This window comes from Streptomyces sp. NPDC001002 (genome assembly GCF_053599215.1).
The window spans coordinates 81,506-98,273 of sequence record NZ_JBSFLV010000019.1 but is presented as its reverse complement, the minus strand read 5'-3'; the positions used below and the strand labels follow the sequence as shown (position 1 = coordinate 98,273).

At 72.0% G+C, this 16,768-nt stretch carries 8 protein-coding genes; all 8 read right to left on the bottom strand.

Translation table 11 applies throughout. The features are described 5' to 3' along the window. Positions 1–2,826 (bottom strand): non-ribosomal peptide synthetase (locus ACWDR3_RS12075; protein ID WP_450352368.1); only part of this gene is annotated, 2,826 nt, incomplete at its 3' end. A gap of 8 nt (positions 2,827–2,834) precedes the next feature. Further along, entirely contained in the window at positions 2,835–9,275 is a 6,441-nt protein-coding gene (locus ACWDR3_RS12070) for an amino acid adenylation domain-containing protein (RefSeq protein WP_450352367.1), read from the bottom strand. 17 nt (positions 9,276–9,292) lie between these two features. Then, a complete protein-coding gene (locus tag ACWDR3_RS12065) occupies positions 9,293–9,565 on the bottom strand; it encodes an acyl carrier protein (RefSeq protein ID WP_450352366.1) in 273 nt (90 codons plus the stop codon). 10 nt (positions 9,566–9,575) lie between these two features. Continuing rightward, on the bottom strand, positions 9,576–11,258 hold the full coding sequence (locus tag ACWDR3_RS12060) for an acyl-CoA dehydrogenase (protein ID WP_450352365.1): 1,683 nt from the start codon (positions 11,256–11,258) through the stop codon (positions 9,576–9,578). After that, positions 11,255–13,018, bottom strand: coding sequence for an acyl-CoA dehydrogenase family protein (locus ACWDR3_RS12055; protein ID WP_450352364.1), 1,764 nt, complete (start codon positions 13,016–13,018; stop codon positions 11,255–11,257). The genes ACWDR3_RS12060 and ACWDR3_RS12055 overlap by 4 nt, the downstream gene beginning before the upstream one ends. After that, positions 13,015–14,781, bottom strand: coding sequence for a fatty acyl-AMP ligase (locus ACWDR3_RS12050; RefSeq protein ID WP_450352363.1), 1,767 nt, complete (start codon positions 14,779–14,781; stop codon positions 13,015–13,017). The genes ACWDR3_RS12055 and ACWDR3_RS12050 overlap by 4 nt, the downstream gene beginning before the upstream one ends. A 40-nt stretch (positions 14,782–14,821) precedes the next feature. Next, a complete protein-coding gene (locus ACWDR3_RS12045) occupies positions 14,822–15,034 on the bottom strand; it encodes an MbtH family protein (RefSeq protein ID WP_450352362.1) in 213 nt (70 codons plus the stop codon). A 48-nt stretch (positions 15,035–15,082) separates the two neighbouring features. Continuing rightward, positions 15,083–16,669 carry an MBL fold metallo-hydrolase gene (locus tag ACWDR3_RS12040; RefSeq protein ID WP_450352361.1) on the bottom strand — a complete coding sequence of 529 codons (1,587 nt, stop codon included), beginning with the start codon at positions 16,667–16,669 and terminating at the stop codon, positions 15,083–15,085. Between the last annotated feature and the right edge of the window lie 99 nt (positions 16,670–16,768).

The window sequence follows — 16,768 nt, the reverse complement described above, 5'->3', positions numbered from 1 at the left end:
CAACAGGCGCTTGTCGCCCGGGACATCCTCACGAACGACGACTGCGGCCTGCGCGACACCCGGGTGTGCGGCCAGCAGTGCCTCGACCTCACCCGGCTCCACCCGGAAACCGCGGATCTTCACCTGCTCATCCGCCCGACCCACGAAGACGAGCTGCCCGTCCGCCGACCAGCGGACCAAGTCCCCGGTCCGGTACATCCGCTCACCAGCCGCACCCAACGGGCACGCCACAAAACGCTCCGCCGTCAACCCAGCGCGACCGAGATAACCACGCGCCAACCCCGCACCCGAGACATACAACTCACCCGTCACACCCACCGGCACTGGACGCAACCCACCGTCCATGACGAACACCCGCGTGTTGTCGAGCGGTCGCCCGATCGGAAGCACCTGGCCGACCCGTTCCACGTCCTCGACCGCGAACTGGGTTGCGCAGAGCGTCACTTCGGTCGGCCCGTACAAGTGCCGAACCACCACACCCGGGTTGGCCGCCAGGATCCGCCGCACCGCACCCACCGGCACCACATCACCACCGGTCAACACCTCCCGCACACCCGAGAAGCAATGCGGATCCTGCTCCGCGAGCACCCGACCCAGTCCGGCCGCGACGTGGACGTGGGTCACGTCGTGGTCGGTGATCAGGGCGCGCAGGCGTTTGCCGTCCATCGCCTCCGTGGGCGCCACAACGACCGTGCCACCGGACAACAACGGCACCCACAACTCGTACGACGACGCATCAAAAGCATGCGGCGCATGGAACAACACCCGAGGCGTCACACCCCAACACCGGTCCGACGCCAACGCCACGACATCGCGGTGCGACGCCACCACGCCCTTGGGCACACCGGTCGACCCCGACGTGTACATCACATACGCGGCGCCGTCCGGCAATGCCGTCGACGTCGGACGGTGCGAGTCCGAGGGCAGGGACGCGGCATCGACGGCCACGAGGTGGGCGCCGTCGGCCTTGGCGGCCCGTACGGTCTCGTGTCCGGCTGTGGCCCGGTGGGTCAGCAGGACGCGGGCCCCCGCGTCCCGTACCACCGCGGTCGTACGGGCTGTCGGCCAGGCCATGTCCAGAGGCAGATAGGCGGCGCCCGTCTTCAGGACCGCCAGCAGGGCGACGACGAGGTCGGCGGAGCGTTCCATCGCCACGGCGACGGTGGTCTCCGGTCCGACACCGGACGCGATGAGGCGGTGGGCGAGGGCGTTGGCGCGCTGGTCGAGTGCGCGGTAGTCGAGTTCGATGTCGCCGCAGACCAGAGCGGTGGCCTGGGGGGTACGGGCGGCTTGGGCGGCGAAGGCGTCCGGGACGGTGGTGTCGGCCGCGGGTACGTCAGCGCCGTTCCAGGTCTCCAACATCTTTTGCAGGTCGGCGGGTTGGACCACGTCGATCGCGGCGGCGCGGACGTCCGGGTCGGCGGCCACCGTCTCCAGGACGTGTCGCAGGCATGCCGCGATCCGCTCGACCGTGGAGAGGTCGAACAGGTCCGCCGACGCCATCACGGCCATGCGCAGTCCGGCGGGGGCGCCCTGGGCGTCGTAGGTCTCGCCCACCGACACCTCCAGGTCGAACTTTGCGTGGGGGCGGCCGAGGGAGAGGACCTCGCTGCGCAGGCCGGGCAGCTCGACGGTGGACGCGGTGTCCATGGGGGCGACGAGGACCTGGACCAGGGGGTGGCGGGCCAGCGAGCGCGTGGGGGCGAGTTCCTCGACGAGCCTGTCGAACGGCACTTCCTGGTGCGCGAGGGCGTCGATGGCGGTGCGCCGTACCCGGTCGAGTACCTCGGTGAAGGTCGGCTCGCCGGTCAAGTCGGCGCGTATCACGAGGGTGTTGACGAAGAAGCCGATCAGGTCGTCGAGGCCTTCGTCCGAGCGTCCGGCGACCGGTACGCCGACCGGGATGTCCGAGCCGGCGCCCAGCCGGGAGAGGGTCACGGCGAGCGCGGCCTGACACACCATGGGCAGGGTGGCCCGTCGGGCGCGTGCCAGGTCGGTCAGCGCGCGGTGCGTCGCGGCAGAGATGCCGACGCCGGTGGCGTGTCCTCGGTAGGAGAGTGCGGCCGGGCGCGAGCGGTCCGTGGGCAGCGGCAGTTCCTCGGGTACGGCGGTGAGGGCTGCGCGCCAGTACGCGGTCTGCCGGGCCAGGACGCTGCCGGTGTCGTCCGCGGTGCCCAGCAACTCCCTTTGCCACAGGGCGTAGTCGGCGTACTGGACCGGCAACGGCTCCCAGTCCGGGGCATGTTGCTCACAGCGGGCCGCGTAGGCGGTCGCGAGGTCCCGGGCGAGCGGGCCGTGCGACCAGCCGTCGGTCGCGATGTGGTGGATCACGAGGAGCAGGACGTGCTCGTCCGGCGCGATGGCGAACAGCCACGCGCGCACCGGGATTTCGGCGGCGAGGTCGAAGGCGTGCGCCGCCGCGCGGGCCACGGCGCCGGCCAGGTCCGTCGCCGTCACCTCGGCGGTCGGCGGCTCCACGGTCCGCTCGACAACCGGCAGATCCAGTGCGGGCCGGTCCCAGGGCAGGTCGTCGAGGGAGACCAGGCGCTGCCCGGAGCCGGCCGGCTCGTCCGTCGGCCGGACGTGCACGAGGGTCGGTTCCCAGGGCAGGTCGTCGAGGTCGAGGATCCGCTGTCCGGGTTCGCCGTCCGACTCGGGGAAGACGGTCCGCAGCACCTCGTGCCGGCCGATGACATCACGCAGCGCGGCACCTAGGGCCGTACGGTCCAGTTCGCCGTGCAGGCGGACGACGGTCGGGCTGTTGTAGCTCGCGCTCGGCCCCTCGACCCGCCACTGGAACCACATCCGCCGCTGAGCGAACGACATGGGAATCATCAGATGTTCTCCCTCTGACGCATCGGCCGCAGCGCGGGCCTGGCCCTCTCGGGCTCACTGACGTGCTCGGCCAGCCGGACCGCGAGCCCGGCCGGCGTGGGAAAGGCGAACAGTTCCTGGATCGGCAGTTCCTCACCGAGGACCACCCGCACCCGGCTGACCAGTCGGGTCGCGAGCAGCGAGTGCCCGCCCAGGGAGAAGAAGTCGTCGTCCACACCCACCGACGGCAGCCCGAGCACCTCGGCGAACGCCCCGCACAGAGCGGACTCCCGTTCGTTGGCCGGCTCCCGGCGCGTGGTCGTCACTCGCTCGGGGGCGGGCAGGGCGGCCCGGTCGACCTTGCCGTTCGCGGTCAGCGGCAGACGTTCCAGTACGACCACGGCTGCGGGGACCATGTATCCGGGCAGCCTCTCGGCGACGTACGCGCGCACCGCCTCACCCAACTGACCGGCGTCAGTGTCCAGTTCATCCGGATCATCCGGTACGACGTAGCCGACCAGCCGGGTGTCACCGGGAGCGTCCTCACGCGCCACCACCACCGCCTGAGCGAGGGCGGGATGCGCGGCCAACACGGCCTGAACCTCGGCAGGTTCGACACGGAAACCGCGGATCTTGACCTGGTCGTCGACCCGTCCGGCGAAGACCAGCCGACCGTCCGCCGTCCACCGCACCCGGTCCCCGGTCCGGTACATCCGCTCCCCCGACCCGCCGAACGGACAGGCCACGAACCGCTCCGCGGTCAGTCCCGGGCGCCCCACATAGCCCCGCGCCACCTGCGCACCGGCGACGTACAGCTCACCGGTCAGGCCCACCGGCACCGGCCGCAGCCGTGAATCCAGCACATACACACGGGTGTTGGGGACCGGTTGCCCCAGCGGTACGAGACCGGAGTCCGCCTCGGACGCGTCCAGCCGGCCGGTGAGCACGCCGATCGTGGTCTCCGTCGGACCGTAGTGGTTGAAGACAGGCCGCTCACCGACAGCCGTCAACAGCTCCGCCAGCCAGTCCGGTTGGGCCGCCTCGCCGCCCAGCACCAGCGACTTCGCCGGGACGGGTCCGGTCGGATCGCCTGCTGAGCCGAGGGCGGCCAGGTGCGAGGGGACCGCCTTGAGGCAGTCGATGCGGTGGGTCGCGAGGTACTCCGCCACCGCCGCCGGGTCCGTCACCGTCGCCGCGTCCAGAATGTGCAGTTCCCCGCCGGACACCAGGCTGGCAAAGACCACGGTGTTCCCCAGGTCCGTCGCCTGCGCCTGCAACAGCGCGTAGCGCGCGCCGGGATCCCCGAAGCCGACGCGACCGGGCACCGAGGTCACATAGTGGGCGAGTCCGCCGTGGGTGACGGCGACGCCCTTCGGCCGGCCGGTCGACCCCGACGTGTAGACCACGTAGGCGAGGTCACGCGGGTCCACGGGGACACCTGGTCCCTCCGCTGGCCGGGTCGCCGACTCGGCGGCCACCACCGGATGGTCGAGCGGGAGCGTCTGGACACGCCCCAACGGCAGCTCGTCGAGCTCTTCCTCAAGGCCGACGACCAAGGCGGTGCCGCTGTCGGTGAGCATGAACCGCAGCCGCTCGGGCGGCAGTTCGGGGTCCAGCGGCAGATAGGCGGCCCCCGCCTTCCACACGCCGACGATCGCCGCGACCATGTCCACACCTCGCGGCATGCACAGCGCCACCACACCTCCACGGCCGACACCGCGCGCCCTCAGCAGTCCGGCCAGCCGGCCCGCCCGCTCGTCCATCTCCCGGTAGGTCAGGGCCTGTTCACCGCACACGACCGCGACCGAGTCCGGCGTCCGCGCCACCTGGGCCTCGAACTGCCCGGGCACCATCAGCTCAGGCGCTTCGCGGTCCGTTCCCTGCCAGCCGGTCAGCACTCGGTGGCGTTCCGCCTCCCCCACCACGTCGATCGCGGCCAGTGGGGTGTCCGGGGCCTCGGTGAGTGCGGTGACCAGGTTGTGCAGGCAGGTGTGCAGCAGGGTGTGGATCTGTTCGGGGTCGGCGGGGGTGAGCGCGCTGACGTTCACGTCGAACCCGGAGCCGGTCTCGCTGACCGCGACGTTCAGCGGGTAGTTGGTGTGCTCCCTGCTGACGAGGAGCTCGACGCCCTCGATGTCGACACCTGACTCGGTCTGCCCGTGCCGGTAGTTGAAGATCGACGTGAACAGCGGGCTCCCGCTGGGGACTCCGCTCGCCGCCTGGGCCACGGCGAGGGGTGCGTGCTCGTGGGCGAGGAGTCCGGCCAGCTGGCCCCGCAGTCCCGTCAGCGCCTCGGTGACGCTCGGTCCGTCCAGACTCACCCGCACCGGCAGGGTGTTGAGGAACGGCCCGGAGACCCGGTCCGCGCCCGCGCCGGCGTTCATCCGGCCGAGCAGCACGGTGCCGAACACCACGTCGTCCAGGCCCGACAGGGTCGCGACCACCCGAGCCCACGCCAGATGGAAGACGGTGGCCGGACTGACGGCGAGCGTGCGCGCCAATTCCCGTACCCGCGCGCCCAGTCGGTCGTCGACCGGTTGCCGGGCGCGTGCCAGGCCGGTGCCGTCACGCCGTACGTCGAGGAGCCCGTACGGGGCGGTGGTCTCGGTGATGTCGCCGAGCAGCCCGGCGAAGTACCGCTCGTGTTCCTCGCGCGGGACGCCGAGTCGGGCCTGTGCGACGAAGTCCCGGAACGGCAGGGGCGCCGCCAGCTCCTCGCCCCGCCCGGCCAGGAACGCCCGGACCTCATCCAGCAGCACCTCCATCGATGTGCGGTCACGCACCAGGTGGTGCATGCGCAGCAGTGCCAGGCAGTGTCCGTCGCGGGGGTCGGTGCCATGGTGGACGCGCAGCAGGGGCGCCCGGCCCAGGTCCATCCAGTTGCCGGCGGCGGCCCGCAACTGGTCCACCGGGTCGGCACCGGCTGGGTCCAACATGACGTGTTCGACAGGGAGTTCGGCGTGCCGGGCGACGACCTGCACCGGTTCGCGCAGCCCCTCCCAGGCGATCGCGGTGCGGTAGATGTCGTGCCGGTCGATCACCCGCTGAAGCGCCAGGAGGAAGCGGTCGAGCCGGCCCCCGGAGTCGAACCGGAGCACGGCCCAGCTCATGTAGACGTCCGTCTCACCTTCGGCCCGCGCCAAGTGGTGGAAGAAGATGCCCTCTTGGAGGGGGGCCAGCGGGTACACGTCGGCGATGTTCGGCGCACCGCCCGGCACCGCCGCGACGATCCGCGCGATCTCCGCCTCGTCGAGGTCGATCAGCGGCAGCATTTCGGGCGTGATCCGGTCGCTGCCCTGCGGGATGCGGTTCTCGGGCACGGAGACCGGTCTCGGGCCTGCGGCCGTCGCGAGCCGGGCCGGGGTCGGCGTCTCGAACAGCGCCGGCACCGACACCGCGACCCCGCGCGTACGCAGCCGTTCCACCAGCGACACGGCCAGCAGCGAGTTGCCGCCCAGGGCGAAGAAGTCGTCGTCGACGCCGACCCGGGGCAGTTCCAGCGCGCGGGCGAACTCCTGGCACAGGAGCTCCTCCTGCGCGTCCGCCGGCCCGCGCCCCGCTCCGGCTCCGGGCTCGGGGGCGGGCAGTGCCTTGCGGTCCAGCTTGCCGTTGGGGGTCAGAGGCAGTTCATCGAGGACGACGACCGCTGCGGGCACCAGGGGCGCGGGCAGCCGTACTGCGGCGAACTCCTTGATGTCAGTGGCCAGTTGCTCGCGGTCGATGTCCGGTTCGACGGGTACGACGTAGCCGATCAACCGGGTTCCGCCGGGTGTCTCCGTACCGTCGGCCACCACCACGGCCTGGTCGAGGGCGGGATGCGCGGCCAACACGGCCTGCACCTCAGCGGGTTCGACACGGAAACCGCGGATCTTGACCTGGTCGTCGACACGTCCGGCGAAGACAAGCCGACCGTCCTCCGTCCACCGCACCCGGTCCCCGGTCCGGTACATCCGCTCCCCCGACCCGCCGAACGGACAGGCCACGAACCGCTCCGCGGTCAGTCCCGGGCGCCCCACATAGCCCCGCGCCACCTGCGCCCCGGCCACATACAGCTCACCGGTCGCACCGACCGGCACCGGCCGAAGCCAGGAATCCAGCACATACGCACGGGTGTTGGGGACGGGCTCCCCCAGCGCTACGACACCGGAGCGCACCTCAGACGCGTCCAGCCGGCCGGTGAGCACGCCGATCGTGGTCTCCGTCGGACCGTAGTGATTGAAGACAGGGCGGGCATCGGCGGCCGTCAACAGCTCAGCCAACCAGGTGGGTTGGGCCGCCTCGCCACCCAATGCGAGTGATCCGGCAGGTAGCACGCTCTCCGGACCGGCCACGGACGCCAGGGCCGCCAGGTGCGAGGGCACGGCCTTCATGTGGTCGATGCGGTGCGTCGCGAGGTACTCCGCCACCGCCGCCGGGTCCGTCACCGCCGCCGCGTCCAGGATGTGCAGTTCACCGCCTGACATCAGGCTGGCAAACAGCACGGTGTTGCCGAAGTCCGTGGTCTGGGGCTGCAACAGGGCGTACCGGGCCCCGAGTTGCTCGAAGCCGAGCCTCTCCGGCACCGACTCCACGTAGTTCGCCAGTCCCCCGTGCGTGACCGCGACGCCCTTCGGCCTGCCCGTCGAGCCCGACGTGTACATCACGTACGCGAGGTCGCGCGGGTCGACGGGCGTGCTCGCGCCTTCCACCGACCGGGTGTCCGACTCCGCGTCGATCGCCGGGTCGTCGAGGCGGAGAACGTCCTCGGTGACGCCCTGCGGGAGGAGGTCGCGGTGGCTCAGCGTGAGGGCGGCGCCGGTGTCGGCGAGCATGAACCGCAGCCGCTCGGCGGGCAGTTCTGGATCCAGCGGCAGATAGGCGGCCCCCGCCTTCCACACCCCGAGAATCGCCGCGACCATGTCCACACCCCGTGCCAGACACAGCCCCACCACGCTCTCGCGGCCGACGCCACGCGCCCGCAGGCGCCCTGCGATACGGCCCGCCCGCTCGTCCAACTCCCCGTAGGTCAGCGTGATGTCGCCGCTCACCACCGCCACCGCGTCCGGTGTTCGCGCCGCCTGTGCCTCGAACAGGCCGGGGGCCATCATCTCCGGCGGCCTGGAGGCCGTACGCCCCTGCCCGAAGGTCAGGAGCCGGTGTCGCTCCCGTGTGTCGAGCGGGTCGAGGCGCAGCAGGGAGTCGGTGGGTTGCGCGGCGGCGAGTCGGCCCAGGATTCCGCGGAACCGGCGGGCGATGCCTGGTGCCGATGCCGGGTCGTGGCGGTCGGGGTTGAGCTGGACGATCGTCTGGAGACCGGCGTCGTCGCCACGGTCGTAGAGGTCGATCTTCAGCTCGTCGACGGGTCCGCTGGACAGGCCCGTTCGGACGGCGGTGCAGTCGCCGAACCGGAGGGGCCGGTCGAGGGAGAGGACGTTGACGCTGAGGTCCCACAGCGAGCCGCCGCCGACGAGGTGGAGGTCGCCGAGGAGGTCGCGGTGCTGGTAGCGCTGGTGGCGCAGGCCGGAGCGGAGGGATCGGCCGGTCTGTCGCAGGAGGTCGGCCACGGTCGTCCGCGGGTGGAGCCCGAAGCGGATCGGCAGGACGTTGGAGGTCATGCCGGGGATGCCGAGTTCCTGGCGGGTGGTGCGGCCGGCGACGGGCACGCCGATGACGAAGTCGCTCTCCCCGGTGGCGTGTTGGTGGTGGAGGGCCGCCGCGGAGATGGCCAGGCCGGCGAGTCCGGTGCGGAGTCGGAGGGCGGCGGTCCTGAGGAGGGTGGCCTCGTCGGGGGCGATGTCGTCCGTGTGCCGTACGGGCCGCCCGGACAGCAACCTGCCCTGGGGGCCGCTCTCGTGCAGGTCCGTCAGTGCCTCGTGCCAGTAGTGGCGGTCCCGGTCGATCTCGTCCGAGGTGCGGTAGGCGTGGTCGGCGTCCATGAGGACGGAGACCGGGCGTGGTGCGCCTTCGGTGGGGGTCCGGCCGGCGAGGAGGGCGTTGTAGACGGTGGCCACCCGGTCGGCGAAGGTCGCGAGGCTGCCGCCGTCGAGGACGATGTGGTGGGCGCGCTGGTACCACAGGACGTGCCGCGGGCCGAGAACGAGGACGGCCTGTGCGGACAGCGGGCCTTGGAGGAGGTCGACGGGGCGGTCCAGGTCCGTACGCATCCACTGCTCGGCGACGGCGCGCGGGGCGGCATCGGCGGTGAGGTCGACGACGTGGATCGGGTGGTCCGGTGGGTCGGCCAGGTCGGTGACGTACTGGCGGGGTCGGCCGCTGTCCAGCCGGAACCGGAGCCGGAACGTGTCGGCCTCGGTCAGGGCGTGGCGCAGCGCCGCTACCAGGACGTCCACGTTCAAGTCGCCGTGGATCTCGGTGTATTCGGCGATGCTGTAGGCCGGGTTGTCCGGGTCGAGTTGCTGGGCGTACCAGATGCCGAGCTGGCCGGACATCAGTTCCCGGACTCCCTGTGCGGGCAGGACCATTCCCGTGTTCCTCTTCCTTACTCGTGGACGAGGCCCACGAGGTGGGCGGTGAGTTCGGTGATGGTGTCGACGTCCCAGAGCAGCGTGGGTTCGATCTGCAGCCCGTAGCGGTCCTCGATCTCGCCGCACAGGGCGAACGCGTACACCGAGTCGATTCCGTTCTCCGCGAGGGACGCGTCCGCGGAGACCTCTTCGCTGGGCCGCTGGAGGTAGTGGGCGACCCTTTCGAGGAGCCAGGACTGGATGCCCTCGGGGGTCCGCAGGGCGGGCGTCGGATCGGTCTCGGTCACGGTGTTCCCTTCATCGGCCCGGGATCGGCCGGGCGGTCAGATCGAGGAGCCTGCGGTCTTCGAACCGCTCGACCGCCAGGTCGAACACGTGCTGTTCGGCGTCCGCGCGTTCGGCGGGGGTCAGCACCGGGGCGCCGCCGAGGCGTCCGGTGAGCCGGTCGAGGGCGAGGGCGAGCGCGGCCCTCGGGTGGCGGTCGCCGCCCCGGCGCCACACGGCGAGCATCGCCGCGGCCGCGAGGACGACGGTGTAGCGGTCGGCGAGCGCGAACGCCTCGGGCGAGGCGTCGATGGTGATGTCCGCCGGGGAGAGCTCGGCGCATTCCTTGCGCAGGGTGCGCAGTTCACCGGCGAAGCGGGCCGCGAACCGGCCTTCGGGTCCGCTGTAGGGCTCGCCGGCGGCGATCTCCGTGAGGGTGCCGATGACTCCGTCGACGCGGGGCATGCCGGCCACCAGGCTCTCCAGGCGCAGCGGGGGGAGGTCCGCGCCGAGGTCGTAGAGGGAGGGCGGGGCGGCCGGGCCGGTCTCCCAGGCGGTGCGGGCGAGGCGGGGCAGTTGCGGCAGGAGCATCACCAGGCAGGCAGCGCGCGAGACATGGGCGAAGGCGGCGGGCTCGATGTCGCGGGCCAGCTTCTGGAAGATGGCGTACGGGCCTTCTCGCAGGTAGGCATGGGCGCCGAGCACCGAGCGGAGGTCCTCGAAGGCGTCGAGCACCATTCGGGACGTCAGGTATTTCGCGGCGGGCGCGTACACGGCCGTGGAGCCGGGGGCCAGGTGGAGGGCGCGGACGCCGACGCCGGAGAAGGCGTCCACGGCGAGCAGGTCGGCGTGGACGCGGGCGACGACGGCGCGTACGTAGGGGATGTCGGCGACGGTCCCGCCGTAGAGGCGGCGGTCGCGGGCGAAGGCGAGGGTCGTGCGCAGCGCGGTGTCCAGCGGGCCGACGCTGATGGCCGGGAAGACGGAGCGGGTGATCTGGTAGGCGCGCAGGGCGATCTCCATGCCCTGGCCCGGTGTGCCGAGCATCGTGCCTTCGGGGAGGGGGCAGTCGGTGAATCGCATGCCGCCGAGTTGGACACCGCGCATGCCGGAGCTGGGGTAGCGGGGCAGGTCGTGGACGCGGTCCGCCGGGAGGGTCTCGCGGGTGAGGAGGAACTGGCTGTGGTCGCGGCTGCCGCCGCGGTCGCCGGTGCGGGCGAACAGCACGAGTGCCTGCGCTCGGGCGAGGTTGGTGACGATCTCCTTGCGGCCGGACAGCAGATGGCCTCCGCCGGGGGTCGGGCGGGCGGCGCACTCGGCGTGCCGGAAGTCGTTGCCGTGGTCCAACTCGTGGAAGGCGGCGGCTATTTTGTGTCCGCCGAGCAGCAACCGGGCCGTGGTGCGGCGTTGTTGCTCGTCGCCCGCGCTCCAGACGTTTACGGCGGAGATGAAGGAGCTGAAGCCGTGGCCCAGGCCCAGGGAGGGGTCGCGGCGCCACAAGGTGCGCAGGATCTCGGCGAGTCGGTCGACGCGGGTGAGCCGGCCGCCGTAGGCGGCGGGCACGTACTCGGCGTTCATGCCGTACGCGTCGAGCAGTCGCTCGCCCTCGGGGAGCATCGACTGGCGTTCGTCGGCGGCGAGTACGGCCGCGTGCCCGACCGGGTTGTCGGGGTCACCTGGGTCGCCGAGCAGGGTGTCGAGACGGTCGGCGCTCACGCGGTGCGCTCCCGGGCCTGCCGGTCGCCCGTGGCGAGCGGCAGGGGTGTGCCGAAGGGCGTGACAGGGGCGCCGATGGCCGTCGACTCGCAGATGTGGTGGGAGAGCAGGCCGTCGATGTGGTCGTCGCCGGGTGCCGGGCCCGGGCGGGGCGCGCGCAGCACATCGGCGAGCCGGGCCGACAGGGCGCGCAGCGCGGCCCTGGCCCACAGGCCGTCCTGCCACAGCGGTTCCCCGGCGTGCCGGTCGTGGTGCGCGGCCCACAGGTGCAGACATGCGGCGCCCGCGAAGCAGAGTTCGTACGCCTCGGCCAACTCGTAGGCGTGCATGGGCGGTCGGGGCGCCGGCCGTACCTCGCTCAGCGGGCCGGTCAGCGCGGCGGCGGTGGCCCGCATTGCGGCGGCGTGTTCGGCGAGCCCGGTGGGGGCGCCCCGGACGGCGATCGACTCCACGAGCGCGGGCAGTGACTGGACGACGGAACTGCCGTGCCGGGACATCAGGGTCAGCTCGGAGAGGTCCAGCGGCCGGGGCGCGGTGCCGACCGAGACGGTCTCGGCCAGGCCGTCGGCGTCGACCGTGCCGGTGGTCCAGCCGCGTACCAGGCGGGGGAACTGCTGTGCCAGAGCACTGCGGTTGACCGGTGTGCTGCCGTCGAACACCGCTACGACGTGGTGGTCGCGCCGCACCTTCTGGAACGCGCCGTGCGCGTGGACGCCGGTGAGATAGGAGCGGACGCCGAGCAGTTCGGCGAGTTCGCCGAGGACCGCGTCCACCAGGGTGGGGGCGAGGGACTTCACCACCAGCGAGCTCACGCTCAGCTCCGCGGTGAGGCCGTGGATGGAGCGGGCGCCGATCAGTGCGGTGGCCTCGACGGCGGCGAGGAGTGCGGCGCAGCGGGCGAGGACCGCGCCGGGGTGGGGGCGGTCGACGAGGGGGCGGCGCTGGATGACGCGCTCTGCGGTGAAGCGCGCGGTCAGTCGCAGGGCGTGTTCGCCGGCGCCGAGGGAGAGGACCGCGCACATCGTGCGGGTCAGCTGGAGAGCGCGCAGGACGGTCTCGACACCCGTGCCCTCGGGACCCAGGAGGGCGGTGGCCGGGAGAGTCGCCCCGTCGAAGGCGAGGCCGGAGATGTCGATGCCGCGGACGCCGTGGGTGGCGGCCCTGGGCAGGGTGTGCCACGTCCCGGCCGCCAGGGCCGGCTTGTCCACGAGGAACAGGCTGTGGCTGCGTGCGCCGCCGGGCGCGCCGGTGCGGGCAAGCAGAGTGAGATGGCTGCTGCGCGTGGCGTTGTTGACGGGCCACTTGATGCCGTCGAGCCGGTATCCGCCCGGGTGCGGTGTGGCGGTGAGGGTGCCGCCCAACAGGTCGGCGCCATGGTCGGGTTCGGACAGGGCCCAGGCGACGGGCCGGCCGGCGAGGACGGCGGCGGCGGTCGCCGCGGTCTGCTCGGCGTCGCCCGCGAGCCATACCGGTACGGCGCCCAGGTAGGTCTTGCCGTGGGCGATCAACGCGCTGAGGTCCCGACGGGCCACCGTCCGCCACAGGCGCAGCAGTTCCTCGTGATCGGTGAGGGCTCCACCCTGCTCGGCGGGTACGTAGTGGGCGGGCAGCCCGAACGCGTCGAGCCGGGCGCACAGGTGCGCGGGGAACTCCTCGGCGGCGTCGAGGGCGGCGCTGCGGACGGCGGACTCCTCGGGGTCGCCGAGGGCGGCGTCGAGGGCGGTGTCCGATACCGCGTAGGCGGTCCGAGGTGCCGTCACGGGGTGCCCCCTGCGCTCAACTGCCGTACCTCTCGGTCCAGTTCGGTGTGGAGTGCCGTGATGTCGCCCGCGAGGAACCGGTCGCGCATCTCGGCGCGGCGGATCTTGCCGCTGGTGGTGCGACGTACGGTGCCTCGGCGGACCAGCAGGACGTTGTGGACGGGGACCCCGCACGCGGTCGTCAGGCGCCGGGTCACCGCGGCCGCGGCGCGGGGCAGTTCGTCGTCCGCCGTCCTGGGGGCGACCTCGTGCACGAGGACGATCCGTTCGTCGGGTGCGGCGACGGCGAAGGCCGCGCCGACGTGTCCCCGCAGGGCCTGGTGGGCGGCCCGGGCCTCCTGTTCCAGGTCGTGCGGGAAGAGGTTGCGGCCACGGACGACGAGCAGTTCCTTGAGCCGGCCGGTCACGAAGAGTTCGCCGTCGACGAGCGCGCCGAGATCGCCTGTACGCAACCAGGAGCCGGTGTCCTGCTCGTCGACGCCTGTGCCTTCGAGGCGGGCCGCGAAGACCTGGGCGTCGAGTTCGGGGCGCCCCCAGTAGCCGGAGCCGACGTTCGCTCCGCGCACCCAGATCTCGCCGACCGAGCCGGCGGGCAGGGCGTGTCGGGTGTCGGGGTCGACGATCCGTATCTCCGGATGGCCCGGCCGTCCGACGGCGGTGATCTCCCTGCCCGTGCCGCTCTCGGCCGGGCACAGGCGCGGGTGTTCGGCGGCGGCGAGCCGGCCCGGGTCGGCCACGAGCACCGTGGGCGCCGTGCCGATGGGGACCGCCGTGGCGTAGACGGTGGCCTCGGCCAGGCCGTAGGCGGGTGACATCACGTCGGGACGGAGGCCGGCTCGGGCGAAGCGGCGGGTGAAGGCGGTCATGGTGGGGACGTGGATCGGCTCGGCGCCGTTGAAGGCGACGCGCAGCCGGGACAGGTCGACTCCGTCGAGCATGTCGTCCGTCACCAGGCGCAGGCACAGGTCGTAGGCGAAGTCGGGGCCGGCCGTGACGGTGATGCCGTGCCGGTCGATCATGCGCAGCCACTCCACGGGCCGCCGTACGAACACGGTCGGCGGCATCAGGACGATGGGGGCGCCGAGGAGCAGTGCGGCGGTGAGCTGGCCGAACAGTCCCATGTCGTGGTGGAGCGGCAGCCAGATCCCGAAGGCGTCCTCGGGCCCGACGCCGGTGGCCGCACAGAACGCGGCGGTGTTGGCGAGGACGTTGCCGTGGCTGAGCATCACTCCGCGCGGGCTTCCGGTGGATCCCGAGCTGTACTGAAGGACGGCGAGCGTGTCCCGGTCGCCGCGGTACGGCGCCGGACCGTCGCCGGGGCCGGCCGCGCCCGCCGCCTCCACGACCGGTCCGTGTCCGCGCAGCCGTTCGGCGAGCGGCTCCCAGGCGTCGGCCTCCGCGATCACCAGGGCGGGGGCGCAGTCCTCGGCGATCCCGGCGACCCGGTCGGTGGCGTTGGCCGAGTCACCGGGGACCGGCGCCGGTACGGCGACCAGGCCGGCGGTGAGGCAGGCGAGGTAGACCTCGACGAACGCGGTGCCGGTGGGCAGGGCGACGAGTACGCGCTCGCCGGGCGCGAACCGGGCGGCGAGACGCTCGGCGCGCCGTCGGACGCGCCGGGCCAACTCGCCGTAGGAGAGGGTCTCCTGCTCCGTTTCGGCGGAGCTCCGGACGATCGTCAGCGCGATGCGTTCCGGGTGCGCGGCGGCGCGCTCGGCAAACGCCTCCGCCACGCTCCGGTGTTGCAGCAGTTCCACTGTCATGGCGCGACCTCCCCCCGGCCCGACCGCACGGTGTGCGGGCCTAGTTCTTCTCCATGGCCTCGATCAGGCTCTTGGGCCGCAGGTCGGTCCAGTTCTGCTCGATGTAGTCGAGGCAGTCCTGACGTGCGGCCTCGCCGAACACCCGCTGCCAGCCCTCGGGTACGTCGGCGAAGACCGGCCACAGCGAGTGCTGGCCTTCGTCGTTGACCAGGACCAGGTAGGGGGCGTCGTCGTCCTCGAACGGATTGGGCACGGGAGGTTCCTTTCCGGGTGGGTTCCTCATGGGTGGTGTCGGGAGGCGTCACTGCCAGCGCCACTCACGCTGGTTGAGGAGGTGTTCGGCCTTGACGCCGTGGTCAGAGCTCCAGGTGAGGAACTCGTCGATCTGCTTGAGCTGGTAGGTGTCCTCGGTGTACGAGGTGGCCATGACGTGGCCGAGCCAGCTCTCCTCGCCCATGGCGTAGATGTAGGCCTCGCCGGCGCCGAGTTCGGTGGTGATGGCGGCGGCCTGTGCGGCGTTGGAGCCGGACAGCTTGCGCGAGTTGCTCATCTTCTTGGAGACCGGGCGGGTCAGCAGGGCCTGGTAGAGCCAGGTCAGCGGGGCGCCGTCGCACTCCATGCCGAGGAACGCGAGGTCGGCGGTGCCCAGGTGCTCGCGGACGCGTCGGTACAGGCCCGGGTCGATGCCCGAGGAGTCGGCGCCGATGAACACGTTCCTGCCCGCCAACTGGGCCCAGTAGGTGGACTTTCCGCGGATGTCGAGGTCGCAGTGCTCGCCGAGGAAGGGGGTCGCGACCACCTTGCCGCCCGGGAAGGGCACCTCGTCGAAGTCGTCGACCTCCAGCACCGGAAGTCCGAGGTGCTTGAGGTAGAGGCCGATGGAGGGGTCCGCCATGCTGCCCTTGCCGGCGCGCGGGACCACCACCGTGCCGACCCGGCCGCGGAGTTGGAGGAGGGTCTCCAGCACGATGTGGTCCTGGTGCCCGTGGGTGATCAGGACCAGGTCGATGTGGTCGGGCAGGTCGTCGTAGGTGTACCGGTCGCCCGCGGAGGCGTCGGCGCTGATGAACGGGTCGGTGACGACGGCCGCGTCGGGGGTCTGCAGGACCAGGCAGGCGTGGCCGAAGTAGCGGATCCGGCCACCGGCCTCGATGTGCCGGTCGGTGGACACGCTGGGCTCGTCGGCCAGCAGCCTGGGCAGGAACTCGGCCTGGGCGTCGTCGAGTTCGAGTGCCTCGCGCAGCCGGGCTGCGCTGGTGGGCCGGAACCTGGCGCGGAAGAGCTCCGCCAGGCCCGGGTGGCGGAAGGGGATGTCGAGCTCCAGCACGTCGGGCGACGGCAGGCGCGGGGTGCTGAGGATGAACGGCCGCTCCACGCCGGGTTCCAGGGACAGTTGCACCGACTGCCGGGCCTCGCTGTACAGCTCGCTCGTGTACAGCAGCGGTTCCAGATAGCGCACGGACGCCTGGTTGTTCGTGTCGTAGGCCAGTTCCACCAGCCCCGACAGCTCCGCGGGCAGTTGCGGGTAGAACGGGGTCAGATCGAACCCGGTCGCGTTCTGCCGCAGCAGCTCCTCCGCGTCGGCGACGGCCGCGGCGAACCGCAGGGCCGGCGCGCGGTCGCGCTTGATCGAGGCGAGCAGGTCGCCTATCTCGTCGCCGCGTTCCTCGGCGACGTTAACGAAGTAGCCGCCGCGCAGCTCCGGGTTGGTGCCTGCCGCGACGTGCACCTGCGGCGACTGGAGGTACGACTCCAGGAGCGGCACCTGCAGGTTGGCCAGGTTCATCGCGGCCTGGACCGGTGCCACCGTGTGGAACCAGGCGTAGAACCGGTCGACCAAGGGCTCCACGATCGCCCTCGATCGAAGGAACTTCTCTGCGTCACCCACCACAGCACCCCATCCAGGAAGTCCGGCAAAAATCGGGGTTCATGTATTCAGCGAATTTCCGCGCGCCTTCGACGACTTCGCCGCGGATTACCCCCCGAA